At 59.5% G+C, this 19,760-nt stretch carries 16 protein-coding genes; 7 read left to right on the top strand and 9 right to left on the bottom strand.

Going from position 1 to position 19,760, the window contains the following annotated elements; all coding sequences use genetic code 11:
* The first annotated feature begins 96 nt into the window (after window positions 1–96).
* The 3 genes from JOE33_RS01915 to nfuA all read left to right on the top strand — a co-directional run bounded on the left by JOE33_RS01915 (window position 97) and on the right by nfuA (window position 4,276).
* Window positions 97–2,409 (top strand): fatty acid cis/trans isomerase, encoded by a 2,313-nt coding sequence (locus JOE33_RS01915; RefSeq protein WP_187625614.1) that lies wholly within the window; start codon window positions 97–99, stop codon window positions 2,407–2,409.
* Window positions 2,410–2,589: 180 nt separating this feature from the next.
* The gene (locus JOE33_RS01910; RefSeq protein WP_010429432.1) at window positions 2,590–3,612 is read left to right on the top strand and encodes an acyltransferase; all 1,023 of its coding nucleotides are present in this window, start codon (window positions 2,590–2,592) and stop codon (window positions 3,610–3,612) included.
* 70 nt (window positions 3,613–3,682) lie between these two features.
* Window positions 3,683–4,276: a Fe-S biogenesis protein NfuA gene (gene nfuA / locus JOE33_RS01905; protein WP_002553665.1), complete on the top strand. Its 594-nt coding sequence runs from the start codon at window positions 3,683–3,685 to the stop codon at window positions 4,274–4,276.
* A 96-nt stretch (window positions 4,277–4,372) separates the two neighbouring features.
* Here nfuA and JOE33_RS01900 read toward each other — a convergent pair whose 3' ends face one another.
* Genes JOE33_RS01900 through JOE33_RS01885 form a run of 4 tightly spaced genes read right to left on the bottom strand, consistent with a single transcriptional unit; the run spans window position 4,373 to window position 9,990 of the window.
* A complete protein-coding gene (locus JOE33_RS01900; protein ID WP_187625613.1) occupies window positions 4,373–6,322 on the bottom strand; it encodes an acetyl/propionyl/methylcrotonyl-CoA carboxylase subunit alpha in 1,950 nt (649 codons plus the stop codon).
* Window positions 6,319–7,191 carry a gamma-carboxygeranoyl-CoA hydratase gene (locus tag JOE33_RS01895; protein ID WP_122589735.1) on the bottom strand — a complete coding sequence of 291 codons (873 nt, stop codon included), beginning with the start codon at window positions 7,189–7,191 and terminating at the stop codon, window positions 6,319–6,321. The genes JOE33_RS01900 and JOE33_RS01895 overlap by 4 nt, the downstream gene beginning before the upstream one ends.
* Before the next feature lie 14 nt (window positions 7,192–7,205).
* Entirely contained in the window at window positions 7,206–8,813 is a 1,608-nt protein-coding gene (locus JOE33_RS01890; RefSeq protein WP_010429460.1) for a carboxyl transferase domain-containing protein, read from the bottom strand.
* 13 nt (window positions 8,814–8,826) lie between these two features.
* Complete coding sequence (locus JOE33_RS01885) at window positions 8,827–9,990, bottom strand: isovaleryl-CoA dehydrogenase (RefSeq protein WP_003434122.1); 1,164 nt, start codon at window positions 9,988–9,990, stop codon at window positions 8,827–8,829.
* Window positions 9,991–10,226: 236 nt separating this feature from the next.
* Here JOE33_RS01885 and JOE33_RS01880 point away from each other — a divergent pair, with 236 nt between their 5' ends.
* On the top strand, window positions 10,227–10,484 hold the full coding sequence (locus JOE33_RS01880; protein ID WP_025990875.1) for a hypothetical protein: 258 nt from the start codon (window positions 10,227–10,229) through the stop codon (window positions 10,482–10,484).
* Window positions 10,485–10,766: 282 nt separating this feature from the next.
* On the opposite strand, the gene JOE33_RS01875 is transcribed toward JOE33_RS01880, so the two are convergent.
* The 3 genes from JOE33_RS01875 to JOE33_RS01865 all read right to left on the bottom strand — a co-directional run bounded on the left by JOE33_RS01875 (window position 10,767) and on the right by JOE33_RS01865 (window position 13,184).
* Window positions 10,767–11,666, bottom strand: a complete 900-nt coding sequence (locus JOE33_RS01875; protein ID WP_187625612.1) for a hydroxymethylglutaryl-CoA lyase — start codon at window positions 11,664–11,666, stop codon at window positions 10,767–10,769.
* Window positions 11,667–11,696: 30 nt separating this feature from the next.
* A complete protein-coding gene (locus JOE33_RS01870; protein ID WP_010429471.1) occupies window positions 11,697–12,089 on the bottom strand; it encodes a MerR family DNA-binding transcriptional regulator in 393 nt (130 codons plus the stop codon).
* Window positions 12,090–12,254: 165 nt separating this feature from the next.
* Entirely contained in the window at window positions 12,255–13,184 is a 930-nt protein-coding gene (locus JOE33_RS01865; protein WP_187625611.1) for a LysR family transcriptional regulator, read from the bottom strand.
* Window positions 13,185–13,368: 184 nt separating this feature from the next.
* Between JOE33_RS01865 and JOE33_RS01860 the strand changes: the two genes are divergently transcribed.
* Window positions 13,369–14,598, top strand: coding sequence for an acyl-CoA dehydrogenase (locus JOE33_RS01860; RefSeq protein ID WP_187625610.1), 1,230 nt, complete (start codon window positions 13,369–13,371; stop codon window positions 14,596–14,598).
* Between the two features lie 184 nt (window positions 14,599–14,782).
* On the opposite strand, the gene JOE33_RS01855 is transcribed toward JOE33_RS01860, so the two are convergent.
* The gene (locus JOE33_RS01855) at window positions 14,783–16,126 is read right to left on the bottom strand and encodes a phosphate ABC transporter substrate-binding/OmpA family protein (RefSeq protein WP_187625609.1); all 1,344 of its coding nucleotides are present in this window, start codon (window positions 16,124–16,126) and stop codon (window positions 14,783–14,785) included.
* Window positions 16,127–16,273: 147 nt separating this feature from the next.
* Window positions 16,274–17,086 (bottom strand): exodeoxyribonuclease III, encoded by an 813-nt coding sequence (gene xthA / locus JOE33_RS01850; RefSeq protein WP_010429481.1) that lies wholly within the window; start codon window positions 17,084–17,086, stop codon window positions 16,274–16,276.
* 192 nt (window positions 17,087–17,278) lie between these two features.
* Here xthA and JOE33_RS01845 point away from each other — a divergent pair, with 192 nt between their 5' ends.
* Complete coding sequence (locus JOE33_RS01845) at window positions 17,279–17,950, top strand: GNAT family N-acetyltransferase (RefSeq protein WP_003345438.1); 672 nt, start codon at window positions 17,279–17,281, stop codon at window positions 17,948–17,950.
* A 59-nt stretch (window positions 17,951–18,009) separates the two neighbouring features.
* Window positions 18,010–19,734, top strand: a complete 1,725-nt coding sequence (locus tag JOE33_RS01840) for an autotransporter assembly complex family protein (RefSeq protein WP_187625608.1) — start codon at window positions 18,010–18,012, stop codon at window positions 19,732–19,734.
* Window positions 19,735–19,760: the final 26 nt, after the last annotated feature.

The following is a 19,760-nucleotide window of genomic DNA, read 5'->3' as shown; positions in this document are numbered from 1 at the left end:
TTAGTGTTGTTGTGCCTTTTGCATGAAAATCATTCATGTTTGAGTCGAGGGTGCCCTTGTAGAATTGTGTCATTTTAATATCAGAGCCCTCGGGATATGCCGCACCGTTTGTTGGCAAGCGTCGCCTTGCTTTTTATCTGCTGTGCTGCCCAGGCCCAGACTTCCACACCCCGCGCCACACCGGCATCCCCGGCGATTTCCTACGTGAAGGATATCCAGCCGATCCTCACCGAGAAGTGCGTTGCCTGCCACGCCTGCAATGACGCTCCCTGCCAGTTGAACCTGGGCAGCGGGGAAGGCGTGAGCCGTGGCGCGAGCAAAGTCCCGGTCTATCAGGGCGAACGCAGCGAGGCGGTGGCGCCGACGCGTCTGTTTTATGATGCGCGTGACACCGACGCGTGGCGCGGCAAGGGTTTCTATTCAGTGTTGGAGGCCCAGGGCAGTCAGGCGGCGTTGATGACGCGCATGCTTGACCTGGGGCGCAGTGCACCCTTGGCAGCCAACAGCAAGATTCCGGATGACATCGCGCTGGGCATCAATCGCGAAAACGTCTGCCCGCTGCCTGGCGAATTCAATGCCTATGCGGCTGCCCACGCGCAACAGGGCATGCCGCTCGCGGTGGCCGGTCTGACCGATGCCGAATACCAGACCCTGCAGCGTTGGCTGGCCACCGGTGCGCCGGTCGAGCAGCAGGCCATTACCCCGAGTGTCACCGAGGCGGCGCAGATCAATGCCTGGGAGGCGCAGCTAAACGAACCTGGCGCGAATCAGGCGCTGGTCGGTCGCTGGCTGTTCGAGCATCTGTTTCTGGCGCACATCTATTTTGAAGGCGGTGAAGCAGGGCACTTCTTCCAGTGGGTGCGCTCGCGAACCCCGCGCGGCAAACCTGTAGACCTAATCGCCACGCGTCGTCCCGACGACGATCCGGGCAGCGACTTTTATTACCGGCTGATTCCCGTGCAAGGCGTGATCGTGCACAAGACCCACATCACCTACGCCATGAGCCCGCAGAAGTTGGCGCGGTTCAGGCAGTTGTTCTACGGGGCCGACTGGAAAGTCAGCGCGTTGCCGGGTTACGGCCCTGGCCATCGTGCCAATCCGTTTCTGACCTTCGAAGCCATCCCGGCGGCGGCGCGCTATCAGTTCATGCTCGACAACGCCGAGTATTTCGTCCGAACCTTCATTCGCGGGCCGGTCTGTCGCGGGCAGATCGCCACAGACGTGATTCGCGATCAGTTCTGGGTGCTGTTCCAGGATCCGTCCCACGATCGTTACATCACCGATGCGACGTATCGCGGGGAGGCCACCCCATTGCTGGCCATGCCGGGGCAGAACGATGACGTGGGCAGCGTGCTGAGCTTGTGGCTGTCCTACCGCGACCGGCGCAATGAGTACGAAGACCTGCGCCGCGACAGTTACACGAAAATGCCTGCGCCGGGCTGGAGCACGCTGTGGGCAGGCAATGACAATGCCTTGCTGACCGTTTTCCGCCATTTCGACAGTGCATCGGTCAATAAAGGACTGATTGGCGACGTGCCGCATTCCATGTGGCTGTTCGACTACCCGTTGCTGGAGCGCACCTATTACCAGTTGGCGGTGAACTTCGATGTCTATGGCAATGTTGCACATCAGGCCCAGACGCGGCTGTATTTCGACTTGATCCGCAACGGCGCCGAGATCAACTTCCTGCGCCTGATGCCTGCCGATCTGCGTGAAGACATGCTCAGTGATCTTTATCAGGAGGGCGGCAAAATCAAGATGTGGCTGGATTACCAGAAGATCGACGACGATACGCCGACAGGCATCAAGCTCGATGAAAAGGCCGCGCAGCGTGACTTTGCCTCCAGACTGATCGAGCGCTTCGGTACCCTGAATGCCGCGCCTGATCCGATCAACCGCTGCACCGGGGCGTATTGCTCGCGGCCTGGTCTCGACAGCAGCTTCGCTCAGGCAGAACAGGCGCTGAGCCGATTGACGTCGCGTCCTGCGGCGGGTCTGAAGGTTATCGATCAGTTGCCGGAAGCGAGCATGCTGCGCATCGAGGGCAGCAACGGCAAGCGCGTTATCTACAGCATGCTGCGCAATCGCGCGCACAGTAATGTCGCGTTTCTGCTGGGCGAGTCATACCGCTATATTCCGGGCCTGGACACCTTGACCGTCTACCCGGGCGTGCTCAGCAGTTACCCGAATTTCATCTTCAATATTCCGGTCGCACAAGTGCCGGCCTTTGTCGATGCCATGCAGCAGAGCAAGGATCAGGCGAGCTTCGAGCGGATCGTCCAGCGCTGGGGCATCCGACGTACTCATCCGCTGTTCTGGAGCTACTTCCACGATCTGAATCGCTACGTTCAGGAAACTGAACCACGCGAAGCGGGTGTGCTGGACATGAATCGCTACGAGAACCTCTGAAAAACGGGGGCTTCACGCCGCAGGCCCTTGTGCAACATGGCCTGCGGCCATCTTTACTTCCTGAACGAAATGTATCTTGCGCGATCTTTTTTTCAAAAAGGTGGTCCGAAATGGTGCGCGTCATAGGCCGGTTCATTCAGCGGCCCATGATTGAAAGTCAGGTAGTAGAGGTTTTTCGTGATGTTGATTTCAGTTCAGGCCCTACGGGCGTTCGCAGCGTGGGTCGTGGTGTGTCATCACTTCATGCAGATTTTTTTCGATTTCAAGGCCAGCGGGCCGGTAGGGCAGTTCTTTGTGTCAAAGGGCGCGGTCGGCGTCGATATCTTCTTCGTCATCAGCGGTCTGGTGATCTTTTTGTCTACGCAGAACAGCGACATGCCGGCACGGCGCTTCATTCTGCATCGCCTGATTCGCATCGTTCCGGCCTACTGGCTATACACCGCCGCCATGGCGTTGTTGCTGCTGATTGCAGCGCCGATGCTTCCGCACCAGGTCATCGGCTGGCAGAATTTCCTCTTGTCACTGGTGTTCATTCCTTCCGAAAACCCTGGTGGTTATGGTCTTTATCCGACGCTCAACGTTGGCTGGACGCTGAACTATGAGATGTTCTTCTACCTGCTGTTTTCGATGGTATTCCTCTTCAAACAGCGCCACCGGCCGCTGATCATTGCCGCAGCGCTGTTTGCGGTCAGTGAGGTTCTGGCCCGTGCCGGGCTGATCAGCCGCTTCTACGGCAACGACATCATTTACGAATTCCTGCTGGGGATCGGTATCGGCATCATCTATCGCCGGGGCTGGATCAGACAGGCGCTATGGCTGCCGTTGGCAGGCATTGCGGTCGGCCTGTATGCAATCAACAACTTGAGCAACGAGCAGCGCCTGCTCAACTGGGGCCTGCCGAGTGCCTTGATTGTGCTGTCGTGCATCTCGCTGGAACCGTATTTTCAGGGCAATCGACTGCTCAAGGTGCTGGGTGACTGTTCGTATTCGGTGTACTTGCTGCACGTTCTGGTGCTGTACGGCGGCTTGCTGATGGCCCAGCGCTTCGGCCTCAGTCCTTATGTGGTCTTTGCATTCTGCGTACCGATCATCGCCATCGGTGCCTGGGTCAGTTATGAGTGGATCGAGAAGGGCCTCTATCGCCGGATGAAAGGCTGGCTGGATGGACGCCGGGCGCTCAGTCAGGCACAAGCATTAACCTGACAAAAATACTGGGACTTTGTGTGACGCGGCCGATTGGCGTAAACTGCCAGCACGTCTGCGAGGAATTTTCATGACCGCTATCACTATTACCGATGCCGCCCACGATTATCTGGCCGATCTGCTGGAAAAGCAGAATACCCCGGGCATTGGCATCCGCGTATTTATCACCCAGCCCGGCACCCAGTACGCCGAAACCTGCATTGCCTACTGCAAGCCGGGCGAAGAAAAACCGGAAGACAAGGCCATCGGTCTGAAGAGCTTCACGGCCTGGATCGACGGCTTCAGCGAGGCCTTTCTGGACGATGCAGTGGTCGACTACGCCACCGACCGGATGGGCGGCCAGCTGACCATCAAGGCACCGAACGCCAAAGTGCCGATGGTCAATGCCGACAGTCCGATCAACGAGCGCATCAATTACTACCTGCAAACCGAGATCAATCCGGGCCTGGCCAGCCATGGCGGTCAGGTCACGCTGATCGATGTGGTTGAGGAAGAGGCGAAGAACATCGCCGTGCTGCAGTTCGGTGGCGGTTGCCAGGGCTGTGGTCAGGCCGATGTCACGCTGAAGGAAGGTATCGAGCGCACACTGCTTGAGCGTATTCCCGAGCTGTCGGGCGTTCGTGATGTTACCGACCATACGCAGAAAGAAAACGCCTACTACTAAGCGTCTATTTTCTGCACGGAATTTGCTACACGAAAGTTGCTGCACGAAAACGCCCTGACTGTTCAGGGCGTTTTCATGTGCGGAGATTGGCGAGCGTCAGTCCAGCTCCACCAGTACCGCGCCTTCGTTGACCATCTCTCCCTCGTTGCAGTAGAGCGCTGTAATCACTCCGGCGCTGGCGGCACGGATGCTGTGCTCCATCTTCATGGCTTCCAGCACCACCAGTTGCGCGCCAGACTCGACAGCCTGACCCACTTCAACCAATACCCTTACGATGCTGCCATTCATCGGTGCTGTCAGGCCTCCGTGCTGACCCTCTCCGACGCCGGCCTGAGCGATGGCGTCCAGCCGGGTGACGGTGTGCAGCTCGCCTTGCCATTCCAGATAGAGCGTGTTGCCGCGTCGTATCGCCATGTGCCGCTGACGGACACTGTTGTGCTCGATCTGTAGATGCTCGCCACTCAGTGTGAATAACGAGGGGCTGCTGTGGCGCAGGCAAGCATTTCGCGTCTGACCGTTGCAGCTCAGTCGCAGATCCGTCTCGGCGGGCAGGCCAGCGCGAAAGCCGCTGGTAACTGCCCAGGGCGAATACGGATCGGCTTGATCGATGCGGGCCGGTTCGCTCTGACTGAAGGCTTCGGCAGCAGCCTGCCAAAATCTCTCGTCCGGTTCGTCGGTTTGCGGCAGCAGTTGCGCCTGATAGCGGGGAATGAAGCCGGTATCAAGCTGCGCGGCGGCGAACGCTGGATGCGCGATGATCCGCCGCAGAAAGGCCAGGTTGGTCCTGACTCCGCCCACGGCAAATTCGTTGAGCATGGACAGCAGGCGCAGACGGGCTTGCTCGCGGTCTTCGCCCCAGGCAATCAGCTTGCCAAGCATCGGGTCGTAGAAGGGCGAGATGCTGTCGCCCTCGGCAACGCCGCTGTCCACCCGCCTGCCGGGGCCGGGGGCAGGCTCTCTGTAGAGTTCCAGCGTGCCGGTGGCCGGAAGAAAGTCGTTGGCCGGGTCTTCGGCATACAAACGGACTTCAATGGCATGGCCGGTCAGGGGCACCTGCTCCTGGGTGATGGGCAGCGATTCGCCTCTGGCGACACGGATCTGCCATTCCACCAGGTCCAGCCCGGTGATGTATTCGGTGACCGGGTGTTCTACCTGCAGGCGGGTATTCATTTCCATGAAGAAAAACTCGCCACGTGCGTCCAGCAGGAACTCGACCGTACCTGCACCCACGTAGCCGATAGCTTGTGCGGCTTTCACCGCTGCTTCGCCCATGGCTTTGCGCAATGGGCCTGTCAGGCCGGGGGCTGGCGCTTCCTCGACGACCTTCTGGTGTCGGCGCTGAATAGAGCAATCGCGCTCATTGAGATACAGGCAGTGGCCACGCCGGTCGGCAAACACCTGGATTTCGACGTGGCGTGGGGCGAGCACATATTTCTCTACCAGCATCCTCGCGTCACCGAAAGAGGACAGCGCCTCGCGTTGCGCGGAAGCCAGCGCTTCGGCCAGTTCGCCAGTGTGCTCGACCACTTTCATGCCTTTGCCGCCGCCGCCAGCGGTGGCTTTCAACAGCACCGGATAGCCGATGCGCTCGGCTGCGGTGCGGAACGTCTCGATGTCCTGTGCTTCGCCGTGATAGCCAGGCACCAAGGGCACGCCTGCCTGCTCCATCAGGGCCTTGGCGGCGGATTTGCTGCCCATTGCATCGATAGCCGAGGCAGGTGGACCGAGGAAAATCAGGCCAGCGTCTTCGATGGCACGCGCAAAGTCGGCATTCTCAGACAGGAAACCGTAGCCGGGGTGGATCGCGTGCGCGCCACTGGTTTTGGCTGCTTCGATAAGTTTTTCGATTGCCAGATAACTCTCTGCGGCCTTGCTGCCCCCAAGGTCTACACAAATATCGGCTTCGCGGCTATGGCGTGCGTCACGGTCAATGGCACTGTGCACGGCGACCGTAGTGAGGCCCATGTTTTTCGCAGTGCGCATGATGCGGCAGGCAATCTCGCCGCGGTTGGCAATCAACAGCGTGGTCAGCTCGGGCATGCTCATGATTGCGAATCCTTCTGTGGTTGCCGGTCTGCCGAGGCTGCTGGAGCGGGATCGCCAGGTGGCTGATCCTTGACTGGCTGCCAGCCGGGCGTGCGTTTTTGCAGGAAAGCGCGCAGGCCTTCCTGTCCTTCGGCGCTGGTGCGGATGCGCGCGATGGCGCTTTCGCAGTAGCGGCGTAGCGCAGGGGTCAGCTCACCGCAGCCGACTTCGCGCAGCAGTTCCTTGCTGACGCGCATGGCCTGGGGGCTGTTGAGCAACAGGTTGTCGACCCAGTGTTGCGTTCGGTCTTGCAACTCTGCAGCCGGGTAGCACTCGGCAACCAGACCAATCTGCTGCGCCCGCTGGCCATCGAAGCGCTCGGCCGTCAGGGTGTAGCGTCGCGTGGCGCGTTCGCCGATGGCCTGTACCACGAATGGGCTGATGACGGCCGGCGCCAGGCCAATGCGCACTTCGGACAGGCAGAACTGCGCATCCGCCGCTGCGATGGCCATGTCACAGCAACTGATCAGGCCCAGCGCACCGCCGAATGCTGCACCCTGTACCACGGCGAGCGTCGGGATTTTCAGCCTGGCGAGGTTGTACATCAATTCCGCCAGTTCGCGGGCGTCGTCCAGATTGGTGTTGTAATCCAGATCTGCTGCCTGCTGCATCCATGCCAGGTCGGCACCAGCACTGAAATGCCGGCCACGCCCACGCAACAGCAGAAAGCGCAGGCTGGCATCGCCTTGTACCTGGTCCAGCGCGATAATCAGCTCGCGGATCATCTGCGCGTTGAAGGCGTTGTTTTTGTCCGGTCGATTCAGCCACAGCGTGGCAAAGCCACGTGGGTCGTTGATCAGCTCTATGGTTGCGAAGGAGGTCGAAGTCATGATCATTTCCCGGCTCACATTCGGAACAGGCCGAAGGTGGTAGGTTCGATGGGCGCGTTGAGCGAGGCGGAGAGGGCAAGCGCGAGAATGTCGCGGGTTTGCGCCGGGTCGATGACCCCGTCGTCCCACAGGCGAGCGCTGGAATAGTAAGGATGGCCCTGATGCTCGTACTGATCGAGAATCGGCTGTTTAAGCTCGGCCTGCTGTTCGGCGCTGAACGCCTGGCCGGCCCGCTCGGCCTGCTCGCACTTGACCTGCACCAGTACGCCGGCAGCCTGTTCGCCGCCCATGACGCCGATCCGCGCGTTGGGCCACATCCATAGAAAGCGCGGATCGTAAGCGCGGCCACACATGCCGTAATTCCCCGCGCCAAAACTGCCGCCGATGATCACCGTGAATTTCGGCACCCTGGCACAGGCCACGGCGGTCACCAGCTTGGCACCATGCTTGGCGATGCCACCCGCTTCATACTTCTGCCCGACCATGAAGCCGGTGATGTTTTGCAGGAACAGCAGCGGGATCCCTCTCTGGCAGGCCAGCTCGATGAAGTGCGCGCCTTTCTGTGCCGCTTCTGCGAAGAGAATGCCGTTATTGGCGAGGATCGCGATCGGGTAGCCATGCAGACGTGCAAAGCCACACACCAGCGTAGTGCCGAACAGAGCCTTGAATTCGTCGAGTACCGAGCCATCCACCAGCCGTGCGATGACTTCTCTCACATCGAATGGCTGTTTGGTGTCGGCGGGGATGATGCCGTACAGGTCGTCGCTGGCGTACAGCGGTGCAATGGGCGCGACTGTGTTCAGTTGACCCTGCTTGCGCCAGTTCAGATTGGCGATGCTGCGTCGCGCCAGTGCGAGCGCGTGATCGTCGTTGTCGGCATAGTGGTCGGCCACACCGGATGTGCGGCAGTGCACATCGGCACCGCCCAGCTCTTCGGCGCTGACCACTTCGCCGGTTGCCGCCTTGACCAGTGGCGGGCCGGCCAGGAAGATCGTCGCCTGCTGGCGAACCATGATCGCCTCGTCGGCCATGGCCGGTACGTACGCGCCACCTGCGGTACAGGAGCCCATGACCACCGCGATCTGGGCGATCCCCTGAGCGCTCATGTTGGCCTGGTTGAAGAAGATCCGCCCGAAATGTTCGCGATCCGGAAACACCTCATCCTGACGCGGCAGGTTGGCGCCGCCGGAATCCACCAGATAGATGCACGGCAGGCGGTTCTGCTGGGCGATCGTCTGTGCGCGCAAATGTTTTTTGACGGTCAGCGGGTAATAGGAGCCGCCTTTGACCGTGGCATCGTTGGCGATGATCATGCATTCGACGCCCTCGACCCGGCCGATTCCGGCGATCACCCCAGCGGCCGGGACGTCTTCGCCGTACACCTCATGTGCAGCCAGTTGGCCGATTTCCAGAAACGGCGAACCGGTGTCCAGCAAACGGTTGATACGCTCGCGCGGCAGCAACTTGCCGCGTGATGTGTGTCGCTCCTGGGCCTTGGGGCCGCCACCTTGCTGGACGTTGCTCAACAGCAAGCGCAGCGCTTCGACCTGCTTGAGCAGTGCGTCGCGGTTGAGGATGAATTCAGGCGAGCGGGTGTTGATTCGGGTCTGCAGGATGGTCATGGTGGCTCCGCAATCAACGGGTTTCGTTGAACAGTTCGCGACCGATGAGCATGCGCCGGATTTCACTGGTGCCTGCGCCGATCTCGTAGAGTTTGGCGTCGCGCAACAGTCGGCCCGCCGGAAACTCGTTGATGTAGCCATTGCCGCCCAGAATCTGGATGGCCTCCAGCGCCATCTGCGTGGCCCGCTCGGCGCTGTACAGGATCACCCCTGCAGCGTCCTTGCGAGTGGTCTCGCCGCGGTCACAGGCCTGGGCGACCGCATACAGATAGGCCCGGCTGGCATTGAGCTGGGTGTACATGTCTGCGACCTTGCCCTGAATCAGCTGAAACTCGCCGATGCTCTGGCCGAACTGTTTGCGGTCGTGAATGTACGGCACCACCACGTCCATGCACGCCTGCATGATCCCGGTCGGTCCGCCGGAGAGCACGACGCGTTCGTAATCGAGGCCGCTCATCAGCACCCTGACTCCGCCATCAAGCACGCCCAGCAGGTTCTCCTCGGGCACCTCGACATCATCGAAAAACAGTTCGCAGGTGTTGGAACCGCGCATGCCCAGCTTGTCGAACTTGCTGCCGCGCGAGAAGCCTTTCCAGTCGCGTTCGACGATAAACGCACTGATGCCGTGGGCTGCCTTTTCCAGATCGGTCTTGGCGTAGATCACATAGGTGTTGGCATCCGGGCCGTTGGTGATCCAGGTCTTGCTGCCATTGAGCACATAGCGATCACCGCGCTTGTCGGCGCGCAGTTTCATCGACACCACGTCCGAGCCTGCATTGGGTTCGCTCATGGCCAGCGCGCCAACGTGTTCGCCGCTGATCAGCTTCGGCAGGTATCGGGCCTTTTGCGCCGGGCTGCCATTGCGGTTGATCTGGTTAACGCACAGATTGGAATGGGCGCCATAGGACAGCGCAACGGATGCCGAACCACGGCTGATTTCTTCCATCGCCACGACGTGCGCCAGATAACCCAGGCCCGCGCCACCGTATTCTTCGCTGACAGTGATCCCCAATACGCCCATTTCACCGAACTTGCGCCACATATCGGCGGGGAACAGGTTGTCCTTGTCGATCTGCGCTGCGCGCGGGGCAAGCTCTGCGGCGACAAAGGATTGCAACTGATCACGCAGCATGTCGATGGTTTCGCCCAGGGCGAAGTTCAGGCTGGGGTAACTCATGGGGCGTTCCTTTTTTTGTTCTTGAGTGGCGCCTTGTGCGGGATGGCGCGTCTTTCTGGATGCGGCCATAGCGTCTACCAGCCATGACCTTTACGTTAACGTAAACCTCTAGGGTTTTGCTGTCAATGTCGTTGCCGATGCCGACGAAGAGTGATCAGCCTGTATTTTTCAGTCATGAGGGAGGAGGGGCGGAACGCCGGAAAGCACGAAGGGGAGCCTGGGCTCCCCTTCAAGGTATGTTGCTATGCTCTTTTTTGTTTTTCGGGAGGCCTGTTGTTGTTTTTGGCGACCTTACCCTTCACATCTTTTTTGAGCGGTCCACATGCGGGACCAAGAGCAAACGTATTTTTTTGAGCGCTGATGACACTTTCATCGTAGTGATCCAACCAGTTCGTCAGCTGCCTCGAGGCAGTTTTATTGTTCTTTGTCTGGCTGCGAACGACTTGCGAGGCAAGCGGTTCAGAAAAGCTATCCACTCCAAAAAAATCTGTTAGCTACGTCTCTGTCCGTGTTGTTCTTGTTATGTCAGAGCCGGTACGTATTGTTTTTATTGGGTTGCTGCGTGTTTTTATTTTTGTTGTACAAAGGATATAGCAGGACCCGTGCCAGGTTTTCAAAACCCCCGTAATACCGGGGGATGACCTTGTTTTTCCGGCACCGGGCCGTTTGATTCTGCAACCGAGTGTTTCCGTGTTACCCGTTTGTCTCGGCTTGGCGCGGGGCAGAGTAACACTCTGTGGCAAGTTGTCGCACCCTGTTACCGACAAGCGACCGCGCTATGCAGACAGCCTGGCTTTTGCCACGCGAGAGCCATTGCCGCGTTGCAGTACATCGCAGATGCGCTGGCCCGCCGCGATGACCTGATCCAGATCGACGCCGGTTTCGATACCCAGCCCCTGCAACATGTACAGCACGTCCTCGGTGGCCACGTTGCCGCTGGCACCCTTGGCATAGGGGCAGCCACCGAGGCCGGCCACGGAGCTGTCGAAGACCTGGATGCCTTCCTCCAGGCTTGCATAGATATTTACCAGCGCCTGGCCATAAGTCTCATGAAAGTGGCCGGCCAGCTTGCCGCGCGGTATCTGCGCAGCCACGGCGTTGAACAACGCCCGTGTGGCACGCGGCGTGCCGGTTCCGATGGTGTCGCCCAGGGAAATTTCATAGCAGCCCATCGCGTGCAGTTCGTTGGCGACCGTCGCGACCTGTTCGGGCGAAACGGTGCCCTCGTAAGGGCAGCCCAACACGCACGACACATACCCTCGAACCCGCACGCCATGCATCCGTGCGGCTTCCATGACAGGCGCGAAGCGCTTCAGGCTTTCGCTGATCGAGCAGTTGAGGTTGCGCTGCGAGAACCCTTCGGTCGCCGCCGCGAACACCGCGACTTCTCTGACCCCGGCAGCCAATGCGTCTTCGAAACCGCGCAGGTTCGGTGCCAGAGCCGAGTAGATGACGCCTTGACGGCGCTGTATCCGCTCGAACACCTGAGCGGAGCCGGCCATTTGCGGGACCCATTTGGCAGAGACAAAGCTGCCGACCTCGATATGGCCCAGCCCGGCTGCCGTCAGGTCATCCACCAGTCGCACCTTGTCGTCGACACTGATGGATTGTGCTTCATTCTGCAGGCCGTCACGCGGGCCGACTTCAACGAGATTCACCTTTTGCGGGATGGACATGGCAGCGCCTTTGTAGTCAGTGCGAGGGGGTCAGAGGGGGGCGGCAACGGTTTTATCGAGTGCCGCTCGGCAGCGCTCCTCGGCGGTGTCCAGCTCCAGTTGCATCTGGTGGATGTCCAGCAACTGCTGCTCCAACTGATCACGGCGTTCGGCGATCTTGCCCAACATGGTTTGCAGCTGCTTCTGATTGCCGCCGGCAGGGTCGTACAACGAGATCAGTTCCTTGCACTCAGCCAGGGAAAAACCGATGCGTTTGCCACGCAGGATGAGTTTCAGGGTGACCTTGTCACGAGCCGTATAAATGCGTTCCAGGCCCTTGCGTTCAGGGCTGATCATGCCTTGCTCTTCATAAAAGCGTATGGCGCGGGTGGTGATGTCCAGCTCGCGAGCGAGCTCGGAAATGCTGTAGGTGTGACTGCTCATGGCGTGGCTCGACGAGATATACAGCCGCAAAACTAAGGGCTGCTTTACGTATACGTCAAGCAGCAGAGACGACGCCAGAGTTTGAAAAGTCGCGCTCCGGTACTTAGAAACCACATTAACTAAGCGACTTAAATTATTTTAAATCAATAAGTTAAGCTTAATATTTCATGTCTTTTCTAGGCTTTGTTCCTGCGCCACAACCCGCTGTGAAAGTTCGATGATCTGTTCACGCATCCAGCGGTTGGCCGGATCCTGGTCGGTGCTTTCATGCCAGTACAGGTGGGTCTCGACCGAGGGGACGTCGCTGACTGGCAAGTAGACATAGTGCAAGTCGTTACGACGGGCAAAGCGTTCGGGTACGGTCATGACCATGTCGGTCTGCTGCAGCACCTGGGTTGCCATCATGTAGTGCTGCGAGCGCAACGCGATTCTGCGCTGGATGCCCATCTTGCCGAGCGCCAGGTCCACATGACCCAGCCCGCTGCGGCGGCTGGAGATATGGATATGCGCCTGGCTCAGGTAATCGTCGAGGGTCAGCGCAGCCTTGTTCGCCAATGGATGCCCCTTGCGCATGCCACACACATAACGGTCCTCCATGAGCTTCACATGCCGCACCTGCGGGTCAGTGTTGAGCGGCGCGTCCACGGCGAAGTCGAGGCGTCCGGCGGCCAGTTCCTTGGTGGTTTCCCGGCGTTTGGACAGAAAGCTTTCGATGGTCACCGCAGGTGCCAGGCGTCGCAGTCGCTGGAACAGCGCTGGCAGGATGACTGCCTCGGTCAGGTCAGTCATGCTGATGCGGTAGTTCTTGTTGGCCTGCAACGGATTGAAGATGCGGCTCTCCTGCACCGATACCCTGAGCAATGAAAGCGCGTTGCGCACCGGGCCGATGATGTTCTGTGCCATCGGTGTCGGCACCATGCCTTGTGCCGTGCGCACGAACAGCGGGTCGTTGAAGGTCTCGCGCAACCGCGCCAGTGCGTTGGAGACCGCAGGCTGGGTAATGCCGACAATCTGTCCGGCGCGGGTCAGATTGGCTTCGGTGTAGATGGCGTCGAAGACAATGAAAAGGTTGAGATCGACCTTGTTCAGGTTCATTGATGGGGCGCCTCGTGCTGTTATTGTGATGGGCTGTTTAGAGGGTGGTAGTGCCGCAATGGTGAGGGATCATATATCGGTTATGAATGTTTATACACGCTGAGAATAGATTAGATAAATGTACAGCGTTTCTCTAGCATCGCGTTCATGACTTCGACAACCTGATCGACACGGTGGCGACCCCATGGATTTTGCGTATTCCCCGAAGGTGCAGGCCCTGCGTGAACGCGTCACGGCGTTCATGGATGCATACGTTTATCCGGCCGAGCCGGTTTTCGAGCGGCAAGTGGCCGAAGGGGATCGCTGGCAGCCCACGGCAATCATGGAAGAGCTCAAGGCCCGCGCCAGGTCTGAAGGGTTGTGGAATCTGTTCCTGCCGGATTCCGGGCTGGGCGCCGGCCTGAGCAATCTGGAGTACGCACCGCTGGCGGAAATCATGGGCCGCTCACTGCTCGGCCCCGAGCCCTTCAATTGCTCGGCGCCCGACACCGGCAACATGGAGGTACTGGTCCGCTATGCCAGCGAGGAACAGAAAGCCCGCTGGCTCGAGCCGCTGCTGCGCGGTGAGATTCGCTCTGCCTTTGCGATGACCGAGCCGGACGTGGCTTCCTCGGACGCCACCAATATGGCCGCACGCGCCGAACGTGACGGTGACCAGTGGGTCATCAACGGTCGCAAGTGGTGGACCTCAGGTGCCTGCGACCCGCGCTGCAAAATCCTGATATTCATGGGGCTGACCAATCCTGAAGGGCCGCGCCACCAGCAGCACTCGATGATTCTGGTACCGGTCGATACGCCCGGCGTAAAGATCGTGCGGCCACTGCCGGTGTTCGGCTATGACGATGCGCCCCACGGCCATGCCGAAGTGCTGTTCGAGAACGTCAGGGTCCCTTTCGGGAACGTTCTGCTCGGCGAGGGACGAGGGTTCGAAATCGCTCAGGGAAGGCTCGGGCCTGGGCGTATACATCACTGCATGCGCTCGATCGGCATGGCGGAACGGGCGCTGGAACTGATGTGCAGGCGTTCCATTGACCGGGTCGCATTCGGCAAGCCGTTGGCCAGGCTGGGCGGCAATATCGACCTGATCGCCGACTCCCGCATGGAGATCGACATGGCCCGCCTGCTTAACCTGAAAGCGGCCTACATGATGGACACCGCCGGTAACAAGGTCGCCAGGAGCGAAATCGCGCAGATCAAGGTGGTAGCGCCCAATGTGGCGCTGAAGGTCATCGACCGGGCGATCCAGATGCACGGTGGCGCCGGGGTTTCCAGTGATTTCCCGCTGGCCTACATGTATGCCATGCAGCGTACGCTGCGTCTGGCTGACGGCCCGGATGAAGTGCATCGCGCTGCCATCGGCAAGTATGAACTGGGCAAATATATGCCGGAAAATCCGACGCACAGCAGGTCCTAGGCTCTGTACGAAAAGTGGCTGCGCTCGATGATGCTTCGTTAAAAACAGGCTCGGATGCGAGTCCAATCGGAATGCTCATTTACAACACGTAGAGTCGAACGCGACCCCGGCCGTTCCTCGCCTGTTTTTGTCTCGCCTGACCTTCGCTCGCCGACTTTTCGTACAGAGCCTAGCTAGCGGTCGATCACTGCACCCAGACCTCGACGCGGCGGTTCTTGATCCGTCCGTCGTCGATATCATTGGTGGCCACCGGCATTTCGTCACCCATGCCAACGATATCGCGGAACGTCACGCCACTTTTCAGCAGTTCCCGGCGCACGGCCATGGCACGCAATCTGGAGAGCAGGGCGGCACGCTCTGGGTCGCTCTTGGCGTCGCCGAAGCCGACCAGCGTCACGTGCCGATCCAGTTTGTCGCTGGATTTCAGGTAGTCCGCGACCCGCTTGAGGTCCTGCTGTGCCTTGTTGTCCAGACGCGCGCTGCCCTGGGCAAAGCGGAAGTTGACGGACAGGCGTTCGGCCTTGCGTGCCAGCGCCTGATAGTCGGCGGGCATCTGCGCGGTAGGCTGCACCTTGAGCACCTGCACGGTCTGTGCGACAAAACCGCTTTGCGCGACAATCTCCTGGCCTTCGGCACTCTGCGCGAAACGGATCAGCGCCTGCGCCCAGCGCTGATGGGCTGATGTAGGCACATAAAAGTACAGGCGTCGCGACAACGGGTAGTCTTCGGTGGCAACCAGGCTGACGGTCGGCAGCATGGGTCTGGAATCGCCGTCGGCTATCGCCACGGCTTTGGCACGCCGGATGGAAGGCAGGCCGATGAAGCCGATGCCATTGATGTCCTTGCTGACTTCGTCGGAGAGCTGTTCGCTGGACTCAAAGCGCGCAGCGGTGCCAAGCAGGCTCTTGCCGTACTTGGTTAGCACAAGGTCCTTGAATGTCTCGTAGGTGCCGGACTTTTCATCGCGCACATAGAGATGGATGGCGCCTGGATTGCCGCCAACTTCACTCCAGTTTTTGACTTCGCCACTGAAAATGCGTGCCAGTTGAAGGGTATCCAGCTGTCTCACCGGATTGCCGGGATGCAGGATCACTGCAACGCCGTCGATGGCAATGGTCTGCTCGCTGGCTGCGCTTTTCAGGTCACCCAAGCTGGCCAGATCTTTGGCCTCCTGATCCTTGATCGGTCGGGAAGAGGCAGCGACATCCGTGTTACCTGCCTTCAGTGCGGTAAAACCGGTGCCTGAGCCATGCGCGGCGATTTCGACACTGACGGGTTGTCCTGCAGCTGTGGTTCCGACGACGCGCTGTTCATTGAGGGTGTTGCCGGGAAGGGTCTGTACCGATTGCAGACCTTGCTGGCGCATCAATCCTTCGACCAGCGCAGGTCCCAGTTGGGCATTGATGGTGTTGGAGCCTTGAATGCGCAAGGCAGGTATATCGCCAGCAGGCAACGGCAGTGCGGCCTGCGCGAAAGCGGCCAGGGTGGCGCTCGAAAGGATGAGCGCCGTAAGCAAAGCGCGCAGCATCGGCGTCACCATGAATCACGGGAGGGTGCCGGGAGAATAAGTCAGAGAGATTGCTGGAATATGACAGCTTCAGTAGGTGTACATGTTTCCGCGCGGCCCGACCTTATTAAGGAAGGACCGCGCAGGAAGGGCGCAGGAGCCGCTCAGTCAGCTCAGTTCCAGCCAGATCGGCGCGTGGTCCGACGGTTTTTCCATTCCGCGCAAATCGTAATCCACGCCGGCTTCCTTGATGCGTGGCTGCAAGCCGGTAGAGGTCATGATCAGGTCAATGCGCAGGCCGCGTTTGGGCTCGTCTTCAAAGCCACGGCTGCGATAGTCGAACCAGCTGAAGCGGTCGACGACTTCCGGGTACAGGTGTCGAAAGGTGTCCACCAGGCCCCAGCTTTTCAGGCGCTCCATCCACTCTCGCTCTTCAGGTAGAAAGCTGCACTTGCCGGTTTTCAGCCAGCGCTTGGCGTTGTCGGCGCCGATGCCGATATCGCAGTCCTGCGGAGAAATATTCACATCGCCCATGACGATCAGCGGCTGATCGTTGCGGAATTGGCTCTCGAGCAGCGTTTGCAGATTTTCGTAAAAGCGCTGTTTGGCCGGGAATTTGGTCGGGTGATCACGGCTCTCGCCCTGTGGAAAGTAGCCATTCATGATGGTTACCGGCTGGCCGTTGCTGTCGGCGTAAGTACCCCAGATGAAACGCTTCTGGGAGTCCTCGTCGTCCCCTTCGAAACCCTTGTGCAGGGCCAGCGGCGCATTGCGCGACAGCAGGGCCACACCGTAATGGCCTTTCTGGCCGTGGAAATGCACGTGATAACCCAGCGCTTCGACTTCAGCCTGGGGGAATTGCTCGTCCGAAACCTTGGTTTCCTGAAGACCGATCACGTCAGGTTGATGTTTGTCGATCAGCGCCGCCAGCTGATGCGGTCGAGCGCGCAGACCATTGATGTTGAACGAGACGATTTTCATAAAACAGCGGTCCTGAGCAAAAACAAACGGCGATGCTAGCCGACCTGCGGTTTCAGGACCAGTGCCGTGTCGGAAGCGCAGGCCGAGGCGTGTCTGGATAATTCATTGGAACTGTTATCAATGGCCATCACTCGAAAGCCTGCTTGCAAAAACCGCTGCGCCAGACGCAGTTCCGTTAACACGAGGCCCTTTATGTCCCTACCTGCTGCCATCACGGGTGAAATTCGCCAACTCGACAGTGGTTATTCCCGCGAAACCCGTTCCTTGCTGTTCAGGGCCTACCGGCACGATCCGACATTTGCCTATCTGTTCAACGCCGAGCGTGAGGGATACGAGCAACGCGTGTTGGCGACCATTCGCCAACTGGTCAAACAACACTTTCTGCAAAACCAGCCTGCGCTGGGCCTGTTTCTGCAGGACCGCCTGGTCGGTGTAGCGCTGATCGCGCCGCCACAGCGCCGCCTGGGTGTCACCGAAAGCTGGGCCTGGCGCCTGCGCATGGTGATGGACACGGGCCTGGGCTGCACCCAGCGCTATCTGGCGTATTACAACGCGGTACTTGCCTGCGTGCCGTCGGAAACCGTGCATGTGCTGCCATTGATTGGCCTCGATCCGGAGTTCCAGGGGCAGAAGCTGGGTCAGGACCTGAGCGAGCAACTGCTGGCGGCGCTGCACGACTGGTGCGCAGTGGATGAACACTCTCAGGGTATCGTGGTCGATACGGGCAATCCGCGTTATCTGGAGTTCTACAAGCGACAAGGCTATGAGGAAATCGGAGAAATTGCTGTAGGCCCTGTCCGAGAGCATGTATTTTTTCATCCAAACCCTCAGGTATCACTGCCGGTCCCTGACGTAATGGCCTGAATATCCGACAATTCGTGGGCTTCCAGTGCAGCCTGTCGATCGTGGTAGCATCTACGCCCATGAAGCTTTTCAGACTATTCAGCAGCGTGTTTCTGATGACCATGAGTGCGGCGTCGCTTGCCCAGGCCCGCCTCGATGTCAGGATCAAGCCTGCCAATCCGCAACTCAAGGCGAACGTCGAAGGATATGTCGGTGACCTGGGCGAGCGTGATGCCCAGGCATTGCGCAACTTCAGTCTGGGTGCCGAGCAACAGGCGGAAAAGGCCGCTCAGGCGCTGGGCTATTACCAGGCGCAGATCGACAGTGAGATCAAGGACGGAGAGCAGCCCAGCCTGGTGATCAATATCCAACCGGGCGAACCCATTCACCTGCGCAACGTGGTGATCCGGGTCGAAGGGCCGGCGACGGCAATGAAGGCCTTTCGTGTGCCAAGCAGCGACGCTCTGAAAAGCGGCGCAGTGTTGAATCACGGCAATTATGAAGACGCCAAGCGTCTGATCCAGAATCAGGCGTCGCGTTACGGATTTTTCAGCGGTCACTTCATTAGCCAGCGCCTGGCCATCGATCCGCGCGCCGGTGTGGCCGATATTGAACTGGTCTACGAAAGCGGGCCGCGCTACACGCTCGGCAAGGTCATGTTCAGCGGCGACGCGCCATTCGATGACGATCTGCTCAAGCGTATGGTGCCGTTCAAGGAAAACACGCCTTATGACTCCCAACTGATTGCCGAACTGACCCAGGCCATGCAGGGCAGCGGCTATTTCGAGGGCGTCCGGGTCGATGCGGCGCCCACTGCGGCGGAAAATCAGGTTATCCCCGTGACTGTCCAGCTCGAAACCCGCAAACCTCGCACCATGGGGCTGGGCCTGGGCTATTCGACCGACGTCGGCCCGCGTGGCAAAGCCAACTGGACCCGGCACTGGGCCAACCCGCAGGGCCACAGCTATGGGTTCGAATCCGAGATCTCCGCGCCACGGCAGAATATCGGCCTGTGGTACGACGTACCGCTCGACCCGCCGCTGACCGACAAATTGCGTTACGCCGGCGGGTATCAGTACGAAGAGATCGCCGGAACCGACAGCCTCAGCAAGTTGCTGACTGCCGGACCTGAATGGCACAGCAAGCTGCCCAGCGGTTGGGAGCGGGTCATATCCCTGAAATGGCAGCGCGAAGAATATCGCCTGGGCGATGACGCCGGCCTCAGCACGCTGCTGATGCCCGGTATCAGCTACTCGTACCTGCGCAGTGACAACCGCATCGATCCGCACCAGGGTTACCGCCTGCAATTCGACACGCAGGTGGCCAAGGAGGGCCTGTTGTCTGACGCCAACCTGGTGCATGCCAATGTGCTGCTCAAAGGGTTGACGACAGTTGCGCAAAATCACCGTTTTCTCGGTCGTGTGCAGTTTAGCGGCAACCTCACGGACGGTTACACCTCGATACCTCCATCGCTGCGCTTTTTTGCCGGCGGTGATCAGAGCGTGCGCGGCTATGACTATCAGAAGCTGTCACCGACCAATTCCGACGGCGACCGCATCGGCGGACGATACATGTTTGCCGGTAGCGTCGAATACCAATATTCCATTGCTGACAAATGGCGCCTGGCGACCTTCGTCGATCAGGGCAACTCGTTCAACAGCCTGGACAAGCCAGACCTGAAAACCGGTGTTGGTTTCGGCGTGCGCTGGGTGTCTCCAGTAGGCCCGTTGCGTCTCGATCTGGCCCATGCGCTGGACGATGAAGGCGGAATCCGTCTGCACTTTTCGATGGGGCCGGAGCTTTGAACAAGGTAAATGTGGCCCGCGGCGCC

It is taken from the genome of Pseudomonas sp. PvP027 (genome assembly GCF_017833005.1).
Lineage (GTDB): Bacteria > Pseudomonadota > Gammaproteobacteria > Pseudomonadales > Pseudomonadaceae > Aquipseudomonas > Aquipseudomonas congelans.
The sequence above is the reverse complement of the archived record's forward strand: the minus strand, read 5'-3'. Positions and strand labels throughout refer to the sequence as shown.